The 20,068-nt window shown below is 64.1% G+C and carries 19 protein-coding genes and 1 tRNA gene; 6 read left to right on the plus strand and 14 right to left on the minus strand.

The features are described from left to right. Positions 1–14 precede the first annotated feature (14 nt). The 3 genes from ACT01B_RS17515 (at position 15) to ACT01B_RS17525 (ending at position 3,307) form a co-directional block, all read left to right on the plus strand. Complete coding sequence (locus ACT01B_RS17515; protein ID WP_445144489.1) at positions 15–572, plus strand: nucleoside deaminase; 558 nt, start codon at positions 15–17, stop codon at positions 570–572. After that, on the plus strand, positions 569–1,303 hold the full coding sequence (locus tag ACT01B_RS17520; RefSeq protein ID WP_445144490.1) for a TVP38/TMEM64 family protein: 735 nt from the start codon (positions 569–571) through the stop codon (positions 1,301–1,303). The genes ACT01B_RS17515 and ACT01B_RS17520 overlap by 4 nt, the downstream gene beginning before the upstream one ends. A 153-nt stretch (positions 1,304–1,456) precedes the next feature. Continuing rightward, on the plus strand, positions 1,457–3,307 hold the full coding sequence (locus tag ACT01B_RS17525) for an ATP-binding protein (protein WP_445144491.1): 1,851 nt from the start codon (positions 1,457–1,459) through the stop codon (positions 3,305–3,307). A gap of 30 nt (positions 3,308–3,337) precedes the next feature. On the opposite strand, the gene ACT01B_RS17530 is transcribed toward ACT01B_RS17525, so the two are convergent. Continuing rightward, on the minus strand, positions 3,338–5,050 hold the full coding sequence (locus tag ACT01B_RS17530; protein WP_445144492.1) for a type VI secretion protein IcmF/TssM N-terminal domain-containing protein: 1,713 nt from the start codon (positions 5,048–5,050) through the stop codon (positions 3,338–3,340). A gap of 366 nt (positions 5,051–5,416) precedes the next feature. Between ACT01B_RS17530 and ACT01B_RS17535 the strand changes: the two genes are divergently transcribed. Together ACT01B_RS17535 and phnD are read left to right on the plus strand one after the other, a co-directional pair. Beyond that, positions 5,417–6,112: a LuxR C-terminal-related transcriptional regulator gene (locus ACT01B_RS17535; RefSeq protein ID WP_445144493.1), complete on the plus strand. Its 696-nt coding sequence runs from the start codon at positions 5,417–5,419 to the stop codon at positions 6,110–6,112. Positions 6,113–6,226: 114 nt separating this feature from the next. Beyond that, complete coding sequence (gene phnD, locus ACT01B_RS17540; protein ID WP_445144494.1) at positions 6,227–7,294, plus strand: phosphate/phosphite/phosphonate ABC transporter substrate-binding protein; 1,068 nt, start codon at positions 6,227–6,229, stop codon at positions 7,292–7,294. A 123-nt stretch (positions 7,295–7,417) separates the two neighbouring features. Here the strand turns inward: phnD and ACT01B_RS17545 are convergent, their stop codons facing one another. Continuing rightward, entirely contained in the window at positions 7,418–7,936 is a 519-nt protein-coding gene (locus tag ACT01B_RS17545) for a DUF3617 domain-containing protein (RefSeq protein WP_445144495.1), read from the minus strand. Positions 7,937–8,324: 388 nt separating this feature from the next. Between ACT01B_RS17545 and ACT01B_RS17550 the strand changes: the two genes are divergently transcribed. Continuing rightward, positions 8,325–9,761 (plus strand): sensor histidine kinase, encoded by a 1,437-nt coding sequence (locus ACT01B_RS17550; RefSeq protein WP_445144496.1) that lies wholly within the window; start codon positions 8,325–8,327, stop codon positions 9,759–9,761. Positions 9,762–9,871: 110 nt separating this feature from the next. Here ACT01B_RS17550 and ACT01B_RS17555 read toward each other — a convergent pair. The 12 genes from ACT01B_RS17555 to ACT01B_RS17610 form a co-directional block, all read right to left on the minus strand. Beyond that, positions 9,872–9,947: transfer RNA gene (locus tag ACT01B_RS17555), tRNA-Lys, on the minus strand. 60 nt (positions 9,948–10,007) lie between these two features. Continuing rightward, the gene (gene queC / locus ACT01B_RS17560; protein ID WP_445144497.1) at positions 10,008–10,694 is read right to left on the minus strand and encodes a 7-cyano-7-deazaguanine synthase QueC; all 687 of its coding nucleotides are present in this window, start codon (positions 10,692–10,694) and stop codon (positions 10,008–10,010) included. Positions 10,695–10,828: 134 nt separating this feature from the next. Then, entirely contained in the window at positions 10,829–11,518 is a 690-nt protein-coding gene (gene queE, locus ACT01B_RS17565; RefSeq protein ID WP_445144498.1) for a 7-carboxy-7-deazaguanine synthase QueE, read from the minus strand. Between the two features lie 10 nt (positions 11,519–11,528). Beyond that, positions 11,529–12,410, minus strand: a complete 882-nt coding sequence (ybgF, locus tag ACT01B_RS17570) for a tol-pal system protein YbgF (RefSeq protein ID WP_445144499.1) — start codon at positions 12,408–12,410, stop codon at positions 11,529–11,531. Continuing rightward, positions 12,410–12,916: a peptidoglycan-associated lipoprotein Pal gene (gene pal / locus ACT01B_RS17575; protein WP_445144500.1), complete on the minus strand. Its 507-nt coding sequence runs from the start codon at positions 12,914–12,916 to the stop codon at positions 12,410–12,412. The genes ybgF and pal overlap by 1 nt, the downstream gene beginning before the upstream one ends. A gap of 249 nt (positions 12,917–13,165) precedes the next feature. Then, positions 13,166–14,482 (minus strand): Tol-Pal system beta propeller repeat protein TolB, encoded by a 1,317-nt coding sequence (tolB, locus tag ACT01B_RS17580; protein ID WP_445144501.1) that lies wholly within the window; start codon positions 14,480–14,482, stop codon positions 13,166–13,168. Positions 14,483–14,490: 8 nt separating this feature from the next. After that, positions 14,491–15,435, minus strand: coding sequence for a cell envelope integrity protein TolA (gene tolA / locus ACT01B_RS17585; protein WP_445144502.1), 945 nt, complete (start codon positions 15,433–15,435; stop codon positions 14,491–14,493). Then, positions 15,432–15,869 (minus strand): protein TolR, encoded by a 438-nt coding sequence (tolR, locus tag ACT01B_RS17590; protein WP_445144503.1) that lies wholly within the window; start codon positions 15,867–15,869, stop codon positions 15,432–15,434. Before tolR ends, tolA begins: the two co-directional genes overlap by 4 nt. An 11-nt stretch (positions 15,870–15,880) precedes the next feature. Continuing rightward, positions 15,881–16,570 (minus strand): protein TolQ, encoded by a 690-nt coding sequence (tolQ, locus tag ACT01B_RS17595; RefSeq protein WP_445144504.1) that lies wholly within the window; start codon positions 16,568–16,570, stop codon positions 15,881–15,883. A gap of 28 nt (positions 16,571–16,598) precedes the next feature. Further along, complete coding sequence (gene ybgC, locus ACT01B_RS17600; RefSeq protein ID WP_445144505.1) at positions 16,599–17,030, minus strand: tol-pal system-associated acyl-CoA thioesterase; 432 nt, start codon at positions 17,028–17,030, stop codon at positions 16,599–16,601. Beyond that, positions 17,023–18,072: a Holliday junction branch migration DNA helicase RuvB gene (gene ruvB / locus ACT01B_RS17605; protein ID WP_445144506.1), complete on the minus strand. Its 1,050-nt coding sequence runs from the start codon at positions 18,070–18,072 to the stop codon at positions 17,023–17,025. Before ruvB ends, ybgC begins: the two co-directional genes overlap by 8 nt. 97 nt (positions 18,073–18,169) lie before the next feature. Further along, positions 18,170–20,047 carry a potassium transporter Kup gene (locus ACT01B_RS17610; protein ID WP_445147519.1) on the minus strand — a complete coding sequence of 626 codons (1,878 nt, stop codon included), beginning with the start codon at positions 20,045–20,047 and terminating at the stop codon, positions 18,170–18,172. Between the last annotated feature and the right edge of the window lie 21 nt (positions 20,048–20,068).

The following is a 20,068-nucleotide window of genomic DNA, read 5'->3' on the forward strand; positions in this document are numbered from 1 at the left end:
ATAAGGAGTTACGCATGCTGCGCCTGCAGATTCACCTGACCCTGCCGCCGTGGATCGGCGACGTGGTCGACACCGGTAAGCGCTACATCACCGACGAAGAACGCGTGGGGCTCGCCATCGAACTGTCACGTCACAATATCGAGCACGGTCACGGCGGCCCGTTTGGCGCGGCGGTGTTCCATGCGGATGGACGCCTGGTTTCCGTGGGCGTCAACCGCGTGGTGCCGCAGATCTGCTCCGTCGCGCACGCGGAGATGATGGCCTTTATGAGCGCACAGCAGCGCCTGGCCAGCTATCGCATCAATGAGGACGGTGGGCGCTACACGCTTGCCACCAGCGCCCAGCCTTGCTGCCAGTGCTACGGAGCGACCGTATGGGCGGGTGTCGACGAACTGTTGATCGGCGCACGCGCGGAGGATGTCGAGGAGCTCACCGCGTTCGACGAAGGTCCGCTGCCCGCCGACTGGACGGGCGAACTCGAACGCCGCGGTATCACCGTACGCCGCGATATCCTGCGCGAGCAGGCGCGCGGCGTGCTGGCCGCCTACGGCCGCAGCGGGCAGCCCTATTGAGCCGCCTGCGCGCCTCGTTGCCGCTGATCCTGCTGGTGCTGGCCGGCATCGTGCTGTTTAGCTCTGGCGTGCTCGATCGCCTGCACCCCGAGCAACTGGTGACGCACCAGGCCCAGTTGCGCGCGGGTATCGCCGATAGTCCCTGGCTTAGTCGCCTTGCCTATATCGGCCTGCTTACGCTGGCCATGTCGACGGGCATCCCGGGCACGGTGATCATCATCATGGCGGGCGGCTTCGCCTTCGGCACGCTCGAGGGCAGCATCTATTCCTCCATCGGGCTCACCCTGGGCACCCTGATCCTGTTCCTGGCCAGCCGCTACGCGTTCGGCACCGGCAGCAAGCACCCGCCGGCCTTGGTGGATAAGCTGCACCACGGTTTCGAACGTCATCCCACGGCCTACACCATGTTCCTGCGCTTCGTGCCGGTGGCGCCGTTTGGCCTGGTGACGGTCGCGCTGGCATGGCTGCGCTGCCCGCTGTGGCTGTTCCTCGGCGCGAGCTGGTTGGGCGGCACTGTCTCCCTGATCTTCGAGACATCGATCGGGGCCGGCCTGGGCGAGGCACTTGCCCGCAGCCATGGCCACTTTGGCGTGAGCCTGTTGATGCAGCGCGCAGTGTGGATGCCGCTCAGCGCCATCGGCCTGCTGGCGCTGTTGCCTCTGCTGGCCGAACGTATCAGCCGCCGACGCCGGAGCGGACTGTCGGCCTCAGCGAATACCCACGACCAATGAGGGGTATGCCCTCGACCAAGAGGATAGCTGCCCTACTCAACAAATCGCGCTAGGCTCTGCGTCTATCGGCGCACGAAACGCCGAATGGGGTGACGGCCAATGGGTGCAGGGGCGAACTCCCGGGCGGTTCGGTGGTGGCGGCGCACGTCGCTGATGCAGCGATTCGCGCTGGTCGCGCTTGTGCCAACGATGGTGACCGCCACCCTGCTGGTCACCATGCTCACCCAGAGCCAGCTAGTCGCCTTGCGCGACATGGCGCAGAACACCGCCGGCGCCATCGCCACGCAGGCGGCCTCGGTGTCCACGGCCCCCTTGCGCGACATGCAGCGCCGCGAGCTCGTGCGAATCGCCGAATCGATCGGCGACTTGCCCCATGTGGCGCGTGTGCAGATCCGCGCGGCCGATGGCGAGATCCTCGCCGACAGCCTGGGCCGCAGCGGCTCGGACACGACGGAAAGCCTGACCGTGGTGCGCGATGTGGTCGACAGCGACCAGCCCGGACAACCGGTGCTCGGTTCGGTGCTGGTGGATGTCAGCCTCAGCGATGCCATCTCCGCGCAACAGGCCAGCCTGCGCAATGCGTTGATCGCCCTGTTCGTCAGCCTCCTGGTGGCCTCCGTGTTCGCGTGGCAGGCCGCGCGCTGGATCAGTGCGCCGCTACGCCGCCTCGTTGCGGCGGTGCACCAGCTCGGTCGCGGCGATCGCCACGTCGAAGTGGAGGTCACCGACCAGTCGGAAATTGGTGAGCTGCAACGCGGATTCAACAGTGCTGCGCTGGCGCTGTTCGACGTACAGCTCAGCATGGAAAGGGAGATCGAACACGCGACCGTGGAACTCGCCCGAAAGAACGCGGCGCTTGAAGCGGCCAGCGTGGCCAAGGCGCGTTTCCTCGCCGCCGCGTCGCACGATCTACGCCAACCCTTGTATGCCTTGACGCTGTTCTCGTCGTCGCTGGCGGTGGACGAGCGCGACCCGGTACGGCTGGATCGCATCGCACACATCCAGGAATGCGTGGAAGCACTCGACCACTTGTTCAGCGAGCTGCTCGATCTCTCGCGTCTGGAAACCGGCGCGATGCAGATCGAGATCACGGAATTTTCGCTTGATCAGGTTCTGCAGGAAGTCAGCCGCAACTTCCGCATGATTGCCGAGCAGCACGGGCTGCGGTTGATCATGCGCGCTACCGACGTATGGGTGCGCAGCGACCGCACCATGCTGTCGCGCATTCTCAACAACCTGGTGAGCAACGCGCTGCGCTACACCAGCAAGGGCGGCGTCCTGGTGGTCGCGCGACGCCGTTGTGATGGCACGGTTCGCCTTGACGTCTGGGACACCGGCAGCGGCATTGCGCCCGAGCACCAGGCGCGCGTATTCGACGAGTTCTACCGGGTGGAATGTCACGGCACCAACGAGCACGATACCGGTACCCGCCGGGGCTTGGGCCTGGGCCTGGCTACCGTGCAGCGCCTGGCGGAACTGCTGGACACGCAGGTGCTGCTGAAATCCCACCCCGGACGCGGCAGTGTCTTTTCCTTTCATCTGCCCGAGATCCCACCGCAGCTGGTTTTTGACACGCCGGCTGAGGAGGCGCCGATGGATGTATCGGGTATGCGCGTGCTGGTGATTGACGATGAGCCGGCTATCCTCTCCGGCATCCGTTACCTGCTGCGCAGCTGGGGCTGCGAGGTCGCCATCGCCGAGGATCGGATTCAGGCCTTGCAGGCGGCCGAAGAGTGGCCTACGCCACCCGATATCGTGATTTCGGACCTGCGCCTGCGTGACGGCGAAAGTGGCCTGGACGTATTGGCGGCGCTGGATCAGCTCTATCTTCGCGATGGCCACGCCCCGTTCCCACGCCTGCTGATCACCGGTGAAACGCGCAGCGATCGTCTTCGCGAGATCATGGCCGCCAATATCCCCGTGCTCTACAAGCCGGTGTCACCCGAGCAACTGCGCGAAGCCATGATGGTTGCCTGGAATGTCGCCCGCGCGACGCTCGCCTGAGCCACCGTATCGCCGACAGCACGCGTGGCGTCAAGCGATCCTGCGCGCCAGCAGACGGTCGCCGGGCAGGAACCGGTTGAACAGATCTTCCACGAATTCGCCGCCCGTCGCGTCGCCCCGCGACACGCCAGTGAAATAAAGGCCACACCAGCGCAGCCGTTGTTGGCCGGCGGGCTCCTCCACCATCAACTGGTCGAGGAAGGCATGGAGTCCATGCTGAAGATCGAACAAGGACTGTCGGAACTCGAAAATCTCGCGGCGCCCATGCGGCTCGGCCTGTTTGGCCAGCGCCGCCAGGCCGATCATGCGCATGCGCTCGAAGGCTTCGTCAAAATGGCCGTCCATACGGCCAGCCGACCTGCCCGAAGGCATGGCCTCGGATTTCCGCCAACCCAGCACTTTACGAAACACAGACGGCGGCAATACGGCTTTGAACGAGGCATGCCCGGGCAGCGTGTCCAGGCCCGTCACCACGACATAGAGGGGGAGCTGAAGGTGCAGTCGCTCGGTGGCCTCATTCGCCATCCTGCGCAACCTCGCGGCGGTGGCCAGGAAGTCGGCAGCCGGACCCAACAGGCTTTGTGCGGCAACGCCAAGCACCACGCCATCGAGCGGCAACTTGCGCCGTTCGCGCGCCAGGCGTGTCAACGCCTCCGACCAGAGCAGGTCCTGCGCCTGGGTATCCTCGCCGGCCTGGGCCAGGCGCGGGTCCATTTCGATAGCCACCAGGGATCGAAACAACCACCAGTGCCCGTTCGTCGACGCGGCGTCGCCGGTCAGCCGCCGGCCGTGAGATGACTGGGCCGCCGCCTGCAGCAGGCCCCGTACGTCCGCCCCGCTGTCACCCAGAAACATCAGCCAGGGATGACGAGACAGCTGCCGCCATTTGCCACGGCGCCGGAACGGGTGAAGGATCGTGCCACGCACACGACGCAAGGCATCCTTGAGCGCGGTCCAGAGGCTGCGGATGTCCAATACGGCATGGGTATCGGCAGATGCCCGCGTGGTGGCCAGCCAATGCCACGCCAGCGATCCTGCCCATGCAAGCATGCCCGCGATCACCAGCAGGATGCCCGCCAGATACCAGGCCTGTGCCGGCACCGCGCTGCTGAATACGGGGGCGACAAAGGCCACGAGCACCAGCAAGACCACGCCCAGCGCCACGAACAGGGCCGGTCGCCTGCCCGTCCAGGGCCCCGGCATGCGTCGAGCCGGTGAATCCGGCATGAGGTAGGGTTGGGGCGTGATCGACTCGCGCTGCAGTGCCTGGAGGATCGCCGCAGGTGCTGCGTAGGGGCGGCAATAGACCGACTTGATCCGGCCCAACTCACCGCCATCACCCTTCTCGTAGTAATACTGGCCGACGAAACCGAGTAGCAGGGCCGTGCAATAGACCTCGCGCACTTCCTCGGCCTTGCTGTCGAGCCTGGCGAGATGCTCGAAGAATTCGCTGGAGGCGTCACTGGTGTGGAACAGCGTCAGCTGCAACGGACTGGGCTGATCCCGCTTGGCCTCATGACGCTGGATGATCTCGTCAAACCAGGCCACCACGGCGAAGCCCGCAAGCTCAACGGCCTGCATCGACCTGCCATTGGCGAGCGCGATTTTGCGGGCCTGATCGATCAACTCCCGCGCCCGTGCATTGAGCGGCGCAAGCTCGCTAGCGACGGCTTGAGCCCTGGCCTGCTCATCGACGGCCAGGCCGTAGGCGAACAGCGGTGCAAAATAGTCCAGCAACCGCATGACGACTAGGGCCACCCGTAAGCAGGCAGGATAGATTTCAGCGTTGTGACCGCGCCGCGCCAGCGATCATGCATGCCGCAGAGCTTGGCATCAACGAACCCAGGGCATTCACGAACACGCCCGCGCAGGGAGGCCTCGCGCCCGCCATAACGGCGTCGCCGCTGCCCCACCTGATACACGGTACGCATGGCGACTCCCCTCATCGCGGTGAATCGATTCTCGCTAGCGGCTCGCAAGGCAGCCATATCACCTTGAGACTAGGCCATTCGTAGGCGTCTTGAGGTTGCCGCGCAGGCGGTGTGGGGCTATGTTGCTCCAAGCAAGCATGCGGCGATCGGATCTCCGCGTGCCGCCACGGGGAGTGACATGCGCATACTGATTGCGGACGACCATCGGCTGATCGTCGAAGGGGTCAAGCTCAAGCTGGCCGAGCTTGGCCCGGACACCGAGTTCGTCATTGCCATGGACATGGCCGAATTGCGCGAGGCGATTCACGCACCCAACGCCTCCTCGCTGACCCTGGCCCTGGTCGACCTGGCCATGCCTGGCGTACAGGGCAGCGAGCATCTGACCGAAGTGGTTGAGCAGCTGCCCGATGTACCGGTGATCGTGCTGTCCGGCTCGGAAGATCCCGGCTTGATGAAAGACCTGCTGGCCATGGGTGTGCAGGGTTTCATTCCCAAGGCCTACTCGCCTGAGGTGATGTTGTCGGCGGTGCGGCTGGTGCTATCCGGCGGCGTCTATGTGCCTCCCTTGCTTTTGCAGGAGCGCGGCAACGGTGCGGGGGCCGCTCCCATGACCATGCCCTCCTCGACGTCGTCATGGCAGGCGCCGTCGGCCAGCCAGGATTCGCTCGAAGAACGGCTGCGCAAGCTACTCACGGAACGTCAGATCGACGTACTGCGCCTGCTGTCGCAGGGCAAGCCGAACAAGCTCATCGCCCGCGACCTGGGCATTAGCGAAGGCACAGTAAAAATTCATCTCGCTGCGATCTTCCGCGCGCTCAACGTGCGCAACCGGGTCGAGGCCGTGGTGGCTTCCAGGCGCATAAGCGGCATCTGACGCCTTTCACCTGTCGCTGACAGCGGCAGCGTATGCTGCGCGAGCAGAGGGATGGCGTACTGCCTCGCCGTTTTCCGGCCACAGGCATGCGTCGGTCTCCAGGGGGATAGCGCGTTGCTGAAGGGGTGGATCTCAAGCCACGGGCGATACTCGATCCGGGCAGGCCTGCGAGTCCGCCTGGTCCTGGTCGGTCTGCTCGCCTGCGCCATGCTTGGCCCGCAAGCGTCCTTTGCTGACCCCGGGGGTACGGCCAACACCCATATCCGCGCGCTGACCTTCGGCATCCTGCCGATGGGCGGGCCCTCCGAATCACTGGAAGCATGGCGCCCCATGCTCGACGACCTCAGCCGCACGTTGCGTCTGCCGGTCCGCAGTCTCTCGGTCAGTACCTACGAAGGGCTAGCCCAGGCGATGTCGGATGAACGTGTCGACTTTGCCTTCGTGTCCGGCCGCCTGGCGCTCGAAGCGGTCACCCGCAACCGCATGCAGGTGATCGCTCAGCTCACCCGAAGCACCGGTCCGCGCGGCTACTACTCCGTGCTGCTGGTCGAGAAGGATTCGCCGCTGCATAGCCTCGATGACATGTTCCGCCAGCCGGGCCGCCTGCGTTACGCAAGAGGCGAGGTGCTGTCGGTCTCTGGCTATCTGGTGCCGGAGACACAGGTATTCGCCAACCGCCGGCTCGACTCGGATACCTTTTTTGCAAGCGTCTCGGTGGACAACCACCAGAACAACGCGCTGGCGGTCGCCAACAAGGAGGTCGATGTCGCCACCAACAACACCGCTGACCTGGAGCGCTTCGCCAAGCGCTTTCCCGATCAATATGAGCGGCTACGCGTGCTATGGACGTCCAGCCTGATTCCGCATGCCGTCATCGTGATACGCACCGACCTGCCGTCGGAGCTGCGCCGACGGATCGCAGCCGCGTTGACCGCGTACGGCAAGGGCAAGAACGCCACCGCGGAACTGGCCAAGCTGCAACTCATCCACGACATCAGCGGCTTTTCGCCCGCCGGCAATGAAACGCTGGTGCCGTTTGCGGACATCGAGTTCAACCTCGACAAGCGTCGCGTCTACAGTGCGCAATGGGTAAGCGACGCGGCCATGCAAACCCGCCTGCGGAAAATCGCGGTCGAGCACGAGGCACTGATACACCAGCTCATGCAGCCGCCCTCTCCTTAGGGAAGCTCGCACGACCTTCGACGTGGGAGCGACTTCAGCCGCGATAAACACTTACCTCGATAGCCGCCGTCGCGACTGAAGTCACTCCCACGGGCGTCCTGGCGGACGTCCGTCAGGCCCGTATCAGGGATGCATGTCCTTGATGTTCATGGTCTGTCCGTTGGGCATGATCATGTCGCCAGGCTTCTGGCCGGCCGCGCATGGCCCGACCCAGCGCCCGGTACTGCTCACGGCCATCTGGCCCATGCCCGCGGGAGCCGGGTCGTAGCTTATGTGGCCATCGGTGTGATACGAGGTGTCGCCATCGAACTGGGTCTCGCTATGGCTGGTCATGCTCACGGGGCCGCTGGGGCCGTCGACCTTGCAGACGGCGTCGGACACCACGCTATTGCCCTTCACGTCGATGTTGAACTTGCTGCACTTCTGGCCGCTCATCTGCGTACCCATCTTGTACATGGCCCGATCCGTATCCGCGTCGAGGCACAGCTTCGTCGTCTGCTGCCGCCCGCCCATGCCGGTGGTCTGCATTTCCCACAGCCCGGGCTTGCGCTTGGGCATGTTGGCGGGGATGTCCTGGGCAAGGAGCACGCTGGTGACACTCAGCAACGAAAGGGCAAGCAGAAAGCGAAAACGAGCGGACATGACGATCTCCATGCGGCCGACGGGCCGTGCGGGTTTGCAAGGTAACGCCAAATCGTCTCCGCGTCATGCAACAAGGCTCGACCGGGCCGTGCGCCCGCCGCCATGGCATTGCGTGCACACCCGCAAAAGCCGCCGGCCGTGCGGATAGACCGTTCGTCCTATGGCACCTCGCGCTAGAACGAAATGTGTATCGCCGGGTCTCATCCGATTCTTTACAGTTTCAAGCAGGGCGGCCTCCATCGGGGCCTTTCCAGGATGATCGTCTCCGTTGCTCTCCTGCTGCGGGTCAAAAATCATGCAACCGGCTCACGTCATGCACCGTCAACAGACTCTCGAGCCATGCCTGGCGCCGCCTCCATCGAGCCACCCACCGGTGGAGGCCTGACCCATGGAACAGCGTGCACAGCTGCTGTCCCGCCTGTTCATCGATGCCATCATGCCGAGCACGATCGCCGCGCTGGCACTCGTCCTCGCCTTGTGCATCCAGCAAGCGCACAACCTCGGCGAACGGGCCGACGCGGCAGTGACTTTGCGCATGGAGCGCCTCGCCAACCAACTGGGCAGCGAGGGCATCGCGTCGCCGCAGGCGACGCTGGATCGGGCCTTGCACGATGGCCAGGCAGACCAGTTGCGACGGGTTGAGCTCCATCGTCCTGACGGTAGTTTCTGGGGCAGTGGCGCAGCACTCAAGCACGATGGCGTGACCTATCGAAGCGAACTGGCCGAGCATGGCAGCGCATCTTCCTGGCTGAGCATGCAGATCGACCCGCGCGCACTGCATCGGTCCCAGGGCCTGGTGTGGCTGCTCGGCGGCCTTTGCGGCACTGGCGTCATGATCCTCGCATGGTTGGCGCGCGTGACGCTGCGCAATCGCGTGCTCGAACCTCTCGCGCATATCGAGGGAGCGCTGCACGACTTGATCAACAGCCGGCGCCCCGCTGCCGACAGCAAGCCGGGCAGCGCAGAGCTGTCGCGCATAAACCAGGCCTTGCAGCGCCTGTCCGAATTGCAGGAAGAACAGCAACGCGACTGGAGCGCGGTCCAGCACGACAACGCCACCGAAGCGTTGGATCGTCTGCGGCAGAGTCAAGCCGCCACGCGCAGCAAATCCCAATTCATCGCGCTTGTCAGCCATCATTTCCGCCAGCCGCTGCAGGCACTGGAGTTGTTTGCCGGCGGCCTCGACACGGATGCCGACAACGAGCAGCAATCCATGCTTCACCAGATGCGCACCAGCATCGCGTCGATGACACGCTTGTTGGATGCGCTACTGGAAATATCACGGCTCGATGCCGGCGTGATTGCCGTCAAGCCCGTAGGGTTCACTGCCGCGGAACTGTTCATGCGTGACCGCACCTCGCTTCATCACGAAGCGGCGCAACAACACGTGGCGCTGTCCTGGCGGGGTAGCCAGCATCGACTGCACGGTGACGCCGATGTCGCCGCCAGCCTGCTCTATCAACTGGCCAGCAACGCGATCGCCAATGCTCCGGGCGGTCGCGTGCTGATCGCTGCGCGACGTCGCGGCCAGGCGATCCGGATCGAGGTGCGCGACAACGGACCCGGCATCGCGGTCATCCACCAGCAACGTATCTTCGAAGAGTTCGTGCAATTGCAGACCGCGGAAAACGAGCGCCGCAACGGTTACGGCCTTGGCCTCGCCATCGCCGAGCGACTCGCCCGCTTGCTGGGCACGCGCATTGGCCTTCGCTCCGAGCCCGGGCAAGGCAGCACGTTCTGGTTCGACCTTCCCCGCATGCCCGCGATGGAGCGCCATTCCAACAGCCGCAGCCGCGCCTCGGCGGCCTGGCGTCAGGCGGGTTGAGCCCACCGATCGATCGCGCCCCGGCATGACGCGTCATCGACCCATCGCTCATGCCGGGTCGAGATAGCGGCCAAAAAAAGACCTGCGTTTCCGCAGGTCCCTGAATGCTTTGGTGGGCCGTCCGAGATTCGAACTCGGGACCAATAGATTAAAAGTCTACTGCTCTACCGACTGAGCTAACGGCCCATCTTCAAAGGCAAGCCCGCAATTTTATTGAGTTAGCGCAAAAGGCACAAGCAACGGCGTTCAGATATAGCGGGTTGGATCGGGCAAACCGGCCGAAATGAAGCCTTGTGCACGCAGCCGACAGGCGTCGCAATGGCCGCAGGCCCGGCCTTCGGCATCCGCCTGGTAGCAGCTGACGGTGATCGAGAAATCCACCCCCAGGCGCTGGCCTTCCCGTGCGATATCCGCCTTGCTCATGCGCATCAACGGCGCGTGGATCTTGATGCCTGCCCCTTCCACACCGGCCTTGGTGGCCACATTGGCAAGATGCTCGAAGGCCTCGATAAAGGCAGGACGGCAATCCGGATAGCCGGAATAGTCCACCGCGTTCACGCCGCACCAGAGGTCACTGGATCCGAGCACCTCGGCCCAGCCCAGCGCAATCGACAACATGATGGTGTTGCGCGCGGGCACATAAGTGACCGGAATGCCCTGGTCTCCGACCTGATCCAGCGGGACATCGATATCGGCGGTCAGCGCCGAACCGCCAATCGTGCGCAGGTCCACCTGGACGGTCTTGTGTTCCACCGCGCCCAGCGCACGCGAGACGCGCTCCGAAGCCTCCAGCTCGGCGCTGTGGCGCTGCCCATAGGCAACGCTCAGCGCGTGGACCTGATAGCCCTGTTCGCGCGCGATGGCGATGGTGACCGCCGAGTCCATGCCGCCGGAGACGAGCACGACGGCTTTGCGGGGGGATTCCTGTGACATGCGTTACATCCATCCAAGTCAGGCCGGTCACCGGCCGAAAGACGCCACCGGCAAGATAGGCCAGCGCGCAGAAAACCTTTGTCATGGCGTTGACCGCCGGCAAAACACGGGCGCGGGCATGGCCTCGCACAAGCTCAGTGACCCGGTTCGTCGTTCCACAGCAGCTTGTGCAGCTGCATCTGGAAGCGCACGTCGAGTTTGTCCTCGATGATCCACTCGGCCAGTTCGCGCGGCTGGATGGCGCCGTGCACCGGTGAAAACAGCACCATGCAGCGCTCGATCAGCCGATGCTCGGCCAGCATGGCGCGCGCCCATTCGTAGTCGGCACGGCTGGCAATGACGATCTTGACTTGATCGTGCGGCAACAGCAGGTCGAGGTTCGACCACAGGTTGCGCTTGCTTTCACCGGAATCGGGCGCCTTCAGATCCATCACCTTGCGTACGCGCGGGTCGACCTGGGACACATCGAGCGCGCCGGAAGTCTCCAGCGACACGTCGTGGCCGGCATCGCACAGGCGTTTGAGCAGGATCAGGCAACGCTTCTGCGCCAATGGCTCGCCGCCGGTCACACAGACATGCCTGGCACCATGCGAGGCCACTTCGGTGACGATGTCGTCGATATCGCGCCAGTCGCCGCCGTAAAACGAATACTCGGTGTCGCACCACACACAGCGCAGCGGACAACCAGTAAGCCGCACGAACACCGTGCGCCAGCCGATCGCATCGGCCTCGCCCTGGATCGAGTGGAAAATCTCGGTGATGCGCAAGCGCTCGGTCGATGCCTGCGCTGAGGTGGTGGGCGCCACGCTCGCATTACTACTCACAACTACAACCTCAATTGGCCGGCTGCAGCTGTAGCCGGCGCAGGCGTTCCTGGGCCAGCTTGGCAGCGTTGGAACCCGGAAACTTGGTGGAAACGTCTTTCAGCGTAGCCTTGCCGGCATCGACTTGCTTGAGCTCGAGCTGACTGTAACCGAGCTTGAGCATGGCATCGGGGGCCTTCTCGCTCTGCGGAAACTGACTCAGCAGGTGCTGGAAAGCCTCGACTGCCACCGGGTAGTTCATGGTGACGTAGTACGACTCGCCCAGCCAGTAAAAGGCATTGGGCGTCAGCGGACTGTCGGGGTACTGCTGGATGAAGGTGCGGAAGCCACGCGAGGCCGTCACATAGTCGCCGCCACGCAGCGCCTTGAACGCATCGTCGTAAGCAGCCTGCGCACCTGCGGCGTTGGCCGGCGCAGCAGCGGCGCCAGCGGCCTTCGCGTTCTTGCCCTTGCTCGCGTCTGTCGTGGCCGGAGCCGCCGCAGCCGCGGCGGCCGGCGCGGCATTCGCCGCGGGCGCCGGATTGGCATTGGCTGCAACAACACCGGCATTGGCCGCTGGTGCACCAGCGCCGCCTTCAAGGCGGCCCAGGCGCGAATCGAGATCCGTGTACTGCGCCTTGTTCTTGTCGTCGAGCTGCTGCAGCTGATGCTGAAGCTCCTCGATCTGACCTTGCAGCTGCTGCACCTGCGACTGCAGTGCCTGCACCTGATTGACGAGGCCGACGCCACCCTGATTCTGGTTTTGCGCTTGTTGCTCGAGCCGCGACACGCGGTCGGCGAGGCTCAAGCGGGAATCCTGTGCCAGTGCTGGAACAGCAAAAAGCATGGCGGACGCTAATGCGCCCGCCATGCTGATCCTGGCTGTGAAACTTTTAGCCAGCTGCTTCTTCATTACTTCGCCGTGTAAACGATCTCGACGCGACGGTTCTTGCTCCAGCAATCCTCGTTGTGCTCACGGCACACCGGCTTTTCCTTGCCGTAGGAGATCACGCTGAGCTGGCTGGCCGAGCCGCCATTGGACTGCAGGGCGTTGGACACGGCGTTGCCGCGGCGCTCACCCAGGCCAAGGTTGTACTCGCGGGTGCCGCGCTCGTCGGTGTGGCCTTCCAGACGGATGGCAGCCATCGGGCGATCCTGCAGGTACTTCGCATGGCACTGCATGATCTGCTGGAACTCAGGACGGATCTCGTCCTTGTCGAAATCGAAGTACACGACGCGCTGACGCAGGCAGGCATCGGTATCGAGATCGGCCGGGGTGAACTTGTGGCTGGTCGGGGCCGGCTGAGTCATGGGCTGCGGCTCAGGCTGCGGCTGCGGCTTGACTTCCTGCTTCTTCGAGCATGCGGCCGCGCCAACGCAAAGCAGGGCGACCAGGGCAACGCGAATGGTCTTATTCATGGTGGACGTTCCTTCAAACAGGTTTGAGTTCCGACAGTCAGTAATGATTGCGGTTTCGGGACAGTGATCGCCGGTCAACCGGCTGTTATTTTGACATTTTGGTGCCGGCGGTGCGCTGTCTCGCCACCGCCTGACCCGCCGACTGCGACGCATTGCCGCGACCGACAAGCTGTTTGATCCGGGGTGTCGTTTATACGTTCACACCCGAATCACATGGCCGTGGCGCTTACGCGTCACGGCATGAACTGTTCAACGCTCCCGGTAGGGACCCCAAGCCGGCTCGCGGACATCGCCGTCGGACAGCACCAGGCGCTGCCGCACCAGGCCGTCAGCCGATACGGCATACAGCACGCCGCGGCGTCCTTCGGTAGCGGCATACAACAGCATGCTGGCATTAGGCGCGAAACTCGGCGTTTCATCGATAGGACCCGGCGAAATGAAGCGCACCTGCCCACCCAGACTGCGGTCCATAATGGCGATACGATACACGTTCCCGTTGCCCTGCACCATCGCGATCTGCTTGCCGTCGTAGCTGATCGAGGCGTTGGCGTTGAACTGACCCTGGAAGGTAATGCGGTCGGCACCACCACCACTGGCCGGCATTTGGTAGAGCTGCGGACGGCCGGAACGGTCGGAGGTGAAGATGATGCTCTGACCGTCCGGGGTCCAGCGAGGCTCGGTGTCGATCGCCAGGTTGTTGGTCAGGCGGGTCTCCTGGCGGCTGCCCAGGTCGAGCACGTAGATTTCGGGATTGCCGACGAAGGACAGCGCCATGGCGAGCTTGCTGCCATCCGGCGACCAGGCGGGGGCACCGTTGATACCCTTTGACTTGGCAGACACCAGCTGACGCGAGCCCGTGGTGATGTCCTGCACATAGATGGCCGAATTGCCACTCTCGAACGACACGTAGGCGATCTTGCGGCCATCCGGTGACCAGGCCGGCGACAACAGCGACTCGCGCGAGCGCGCCACGACCTGCGGGTTGTAGCCGTCCGAATCGGCCACGATCAGCGCGTAGGTGGTGTTGTTACCGAGGCCCACGGCGGTGATATAGGCAATGCGCGTCCAGAACGCCCCACGTACACCGGTGATCTTTTCATAGATCTGGTCGGCAATCTGATGGGCGACGCCGCGCAGGTCCCCGACCGGTGCGGTGAAGGCCTGGGCCAGCAGACTCTGCTGCTTGTTGACGTCCCACAGTTCGTACTCGACGCGCAAGGTGCCGCCACCCGCGTCAATGATGCGCCCCACCACCATGTAGTCCTGCTTGAGCAGGCGCCAGGTGGCGAAGTTGATGTCCGCACCCTTGGACGGCGTCTCCACGATCTCGCTCTTGGCCAGCGAGCGGAATTTGCCGGAGCGGTTGAAGTCGTTGCGCATGACGTCGGCGACGTCGGTCGCCAGTGGCTCGCCGCCGGCCTGGGCAAACGGCACCACGGCGATCGGGGTAGCGGTCTTCAGGCCACCGACGATATCGACATTGAGCGACTGGGCTGCAGCCGGACCGGCGATCAACGCGGCCACGACCAGCAGGACGAGGGCAAGGCTTGTGCTCAATTTGCGCATGGGCTTCATCACTGCGGCCTGAAAGTAAAATCAAGTTGGCGTGGGAACACGCTCTCGAAGCCCTTGTAGGGCAACGGCTGTGCACGTAGAACGGCGTTTTCGATAGAGCGCCTGCCGGCCTCGTCGTACGGACAGCTCGAGTCGACCTTGGCGCTCATCACCTCGCCGCCCGGCAGCTGCACGATGTGCACGATGCACGGCGCGTCCGGCATGTTATCCGGCCGCAGCCAATTCTGCGTGACCGCGTTCTGAACCGCTGCCAAATATTGCGCCAGCAGACCGGCATCCGGACCGTTCGTACCGGTCTGGCGCTGCTCGGCGGCGGGTACGTTGGCCAGGCCGTTGTCCTTGGCGTTCTTGAGGTCTTCCATCTGTTGCTTGGCCTGCTTGGCCTTGTCCTGTGCCTTCTGGCTGGCGTTTTGGGCCGCGTCCAGCTTGGCGAACATGTCGTCGAGCTTCTGCTTCTCCTGCTTCTGCTTGGCCGCCTGAGCGTCCAATTCAGACTGCCGCTGACGCTGCTTCTCTTCCTGTTCCCGCTTCGCGTCTTCGGCCTTCTGCAAGGCATCGGCCACGACCTTCTCCTGATCCTTGGTATCAGGATGCTCGGGTGGCGGCGGCAGCGTCTTGACCACGGGCGCCTGTTCCTGGGGTACCGGCGGCGGCACGGTGGGCGGCGGCGGCACGGTGTCCGGTATGGGCTTGGCCTTGACCGCCTTCGGCGGCGGCGCACCCGTGGGCCCGACCAAGGTGGCCTCGATGATCTGGCCCGGCAGCTCCAGCGGCTTGGCGCAGGTAATCGGATTCCAGCTCGCCGGCAGGTGCAGGGTCGCGAACAGGCTCTCGTAGAACGAGCACGGCACCACCGCGAGGATCAGAAAACCCACGATGCCCAGATGGAGGATGGCGGAGAGTACGACCGCCTTGGGCGTACCCTGGGGGGAGTCGTCCCTCATTTCTTGCTGCCCGACTCCGGCGCGCTCATGAGTCCGACCTTGGCCACGCCGGCCTGCTGCAGGTCGGCCAGCACCTGGTACACGCCGTCGTACTTGCCGTCGCGGTCGCCGGCCACGAGGACGCTGACTTCGGGGTTGGCCCGCACGAACGCGCCGACCTTGGTCTTCATCGTCTCGACGTCGATCGGCTGTCGTTTCGAATCGCCCAGGGTCAGGAACAGCTGCCCCTTCTCGTCGACCGCGACGATGATCGGCTCCTTCTTGTCCTGCAGCGACTTGGCGTTCGCCTGCGGCAAGTTGATGTCGACGTTCTTGTTGATCATCGGCGCCGTGACCATGAAGATGATCAACAGCACCAGCATCACGTCGATATAAGGAACGACGTTGATTTCGGATTTGAGCTTGAAGCGCCTATGTCGCGCAGTGCTACGCATGGATCAAGTCCTCAAGCAGACGCATCGTCGGCCTGGATCTGCCGCTGCAGCACGGAGGAGAACTCCTCCTGGAACACCTCGTAGCGGGAGGCCACGCGCTCAACCTTGTTGGCGAAACGGTTGTACGCCCAAACCGCCGGGATCGCGGCGAACAGGCCCATGGCGGTGGCAATCAGCGCCTCGGAGATATGCGGCGCCACCACGGCAATGGTCACGTCCTTCATCTCGCCCAGGCCCTGGAACGCGCCCATGATGCCGATGACGGTGCCGAACAGGCCCACGTAGGGGCTGATCGAACCGACGTTGGCGAGGAACTCCAGGTTGCGCTCCAGCCGTCCGATTTCGCGGGTACCAGCCACGCGCATGGCGCGCTCGGAACCTTCAATGACCACACGCATGTCGGGCGTCTTGCGCTGGCGCTGGCGCACGAACTCGCGGAAGCCCGACTCGAACACGTTCTCCATGCCACCGTTCTCGGCGCCGCGGTTGCTTACCTCACGGAACAACTGGGCCAGGTCGGCACCCGACCAGAAGCGCTCCTCGAAACCCTCGGCCTCCTCCATCGCGGACTTCAGCTGCGCATGCTTGCGCAGGATGATCACCCATGAAAGGAAGGAGAACACCAGCAGTATCAGCATGACTGCCTGTACCAGGATGCTCGCTTCCGCGATCAGCTTGAAAATGTTCACTCCACCGTTCATTGCTTGAAGGTTCTCCAGCGCACGTACTTTATTGAGGGGCAAGGCCAGGGGTGAAGTCGGCCGGAATCTGCACCGGACGCATTCGGCGGACATCGACACAAGCCACGCGCACTTTCGCGCGAATCAGCTCCGAACCGTCCACCCGGCGGATCGTTTGGGCGAAGAGGATACTGGCTGCGCGCCGTTCTTTGACTTCGACGCTTACGGACAGTTCATCATCCAGCAGGGCCGCCCGCAGGAAGTCGATCTGCATTTCCCGGACCAGGAAGGCCAAACCGGTCGCCTCCTTGTAGGCCGACTGGTTGATGCCCAGGGCCCGTAGCCATTCGCTGCGAGCGCGTTCCATGAAACGCAGATAGCTGGCGTGGTAGACCACGCCGCCCGCATCGGTGTCTTCCCAATAGACGCGTACCGGCCACAGGAAGGGGTCGGAGGCGGTGTCTTGCCTGGGGTCAGACATCGGCGTTGTCGGCGGTGAAGAGGTCGATGGGCGCCGGCTGACGCGGCGGCGGGGTCAGACCCAGGTGGCGCCACGCCTTGGCGCTGGCCATGCGGCCGCGCGCCGTGCGCACCAGGAACCCCTGCTGGATCAGATAGGGCTCGACCACGTCCTCGAGCGTGCCGCGGTCCTCGCTGAGCGCGGCGGCCAGCGACTCCACCCCTACCGGGCCGCCGTCGAAATTTTCGATGATGATGTTGAGCAGACGACGGTCCAGTTCGTCGAAACCTTCAGCATCCACCTTGAGCATCTCCATCGCAGCGCGGGCGGCGTCGAAGGTGATCTGCCCATTGCCGCGCACTTCGGCGTAGTCACGTACGCGACGCAACAGGCGATTGGCGATACGCGGAGTACCACGTGAGCGACGGGCAATCTCCTGCGCACCCTCCGGATCGCAGGGAATACCCATGATGCGTGCGGAGCGTCGCACGATCGCGGTGAGCTCTTCGGGCGTATAGAACTCCAGACGCTGCACGATGCCGAAGCGGTCTCGCAGCGGCGCCGTAAGCATGCCCGCCCGCGTGGTCGCGCCGATCAAGGTGAACGGAGGAAGGTCGAGCTTGATCGAGCGAGCGGCCGGGCCCTCGCCGATCATGATGTCGATCTGGAAATCCTCCATCGCCGGATAGAGCACTTCCTCGACCACCGGCGAAAGACGGTGGATCTCGTCCACGAACAGCACGTCGTGCGGCTCGAGATTGGTCAGCAAGGCGGCCAGGTCACCGGCGCGCTCAAGCACCGGGCCCGAGGTGGAGCGCAGGTTGACGCCGAGCTCATTGGCAATGACGTGGCTCAAGGTGGTCTTGCCCAGGCCGGGCGGCCCGAAGATCAGTACGTGGTCCAACGCGCCGCCGCGCTTCTTGGCAGCCTCGATATAAATCGACATCTGCTCGCGCACCGCCTGTTGGCCCAGATACTCGGCCAGCCGCTTGGGACGAATGGAGGCTTCCAGGGCCTCGTCGTCCAGATGGGCGGCGGCGGTGACGATGCGGTGGTCGGTCATGGGGCCAAATTATGGCAGAGCGCGGGTCTGCAGGCTCGAAAAAGCTGCATGCGCCGCGTATTCCACCTGGTGCCGGGCGTCCTCGGACGCCCCTCGCTCAGATCTCGACCTGGGCACCCAGCTCGATCAGGCGATTGCCGGGAATCTGGAAGAACGCCGTGGCCGGCAACGCATTGCGCGCCATGAAGGCGAACAGCTTGTCGCGCCACAGCGCCATGCCCGGACGGCGTGCATCCGCGATGATGGTTTCGCGGGACAGGAAGAACGTGGTGTCCATCATGTCGAACGGCAGTCCGACCTTCTGGCACTTGGACAGCGCGCGCGGGATATGTGGATCCTCGGCGAAACCGAAGCGCAATTCGAGACCGTAGAAGTTGCCGCCCATCTCGGTGATCTCGATGCGCTCGTTTGGCTCGGCCACCGGTGTCTCCAGCATCTCCACCGTCAGCAGCACGTTGCGCTCGTGCAGCACCTTGTTGTGCTTGAGGTTGTGCAGCAGCGCATGCGGCACACCACTCTGGTTGGCGGTGAGGAACACGGCCGTACCCGGCACACGCAGCGGCGGATGCTCGGCGATGTTCTCGATGAACGGCTGCAGCGCCAGCCCGGACTGCTTGATCTCGCGCACCACCAGCTCGCGACCGCGCCGCCAGGTGGTCATCACGATAAACACCGCCACGCCCAGCACCAGCGGGAACCAGCCGCCGTACTCGACCTTGATCAGGTTGGCGCCGAGGAAGGAAAAATCGATGGTCAGAAAGAACAAACCGGCGACGATGACGGCGAAGCGACTCCAGTGCCACTGCCGGCGTGCGACGATCAGCGCCAGGATGGTGGTGATGGTCATGGTGCCGGTCACTGCGATGCCGTAGGCCGCGCTGAGGCTGTCGGAACTGCCGAAATGCAGCACGGCCGCCAGCACCATCACCAGCAGGAAGTTGTTCACCCAGGGCACGAAGATCTGGCCGGACATCTCGCGCGAGGTGTGCACCACCGGCATACGCATCGAGTAGCCCAGCGACATCGCCTCGCGCGTCATCGAAAACGCTCCGGAGATCACCGCCTGCGAGGCGATCACCGTCGCCACGCAAGCCAGGCCGATCATCGGGTACAGCAACACGCTGGGCACCAGCTTGAAGAACGGGTTGTCGATGGCCTCGGGGTGTTCGAGCAGCAGCGCGCCCTGGCCGAAGTAGTTGAGCACCAGGGCCGGCAGCACGAAGCTGAACCAGGCCAGCCGGATCGGGCGCTTGCCGAAGTGCCCCATGTCCGCATACAGCGCCTCGGCGCCAGTCAGCGCCAGCACCACGCCACCGAGCGCGATGAACGCCTGGAAGCCGTGGTTGAAGAAGAAACGCACGCCATAGACGGGATTGATCGCCGTCAGCACGTTCGGGTTGTGCGCGATCATGTTCGCGCCCAGCAGCGCGATGACGATGAACCAGATCACCATCACTGGGCCGAACAGCTTGCCGACCCGTTCGGTGCCATGACGCTGCAGCGCGAACAGGAAGAACAGGATCACCGCCGTGATCGGCACGATCCAGCGATCGAGATGAGGCGCCGCAACCTTGACGCCTTCCACCGCCGAGAGCACGGAAATGGCCGGTGTAATCACGCCGTCGCCGTAGAACAGCGACGCACCGAAGATGCCGATGATGGCCAGCAACCAACGCTGCCTGGCATCACCCTTGACGCTGCGCAGGGCCAGCGCGAGCAGCGCCATGATGCCGCCCTCGCCCTTGTTGTCGGCGCGCATGATGAACACCACGTACTTCAGCGACACGACGATGATCTGCGCCCAGAAGATCAGCGAGAGCACCCCATAGATGCTCTCCGGCGTCGGCTTCATGCCGTCGTGGCTCAGCGTCGTCTGCAAGGTGTACAGCGGGCTCGTGCCGATATCGCCATAAACCACGCCGATAGCACCAAGCGCCAACGCCGCAAGGCGTCGCTTGGTTTCGGCGTCGGTCATGCCGTGGATGGAATCCGGGGT

It is taken from the genome of Dyella sp. Tek66A03, assembly GCF_052567735.1.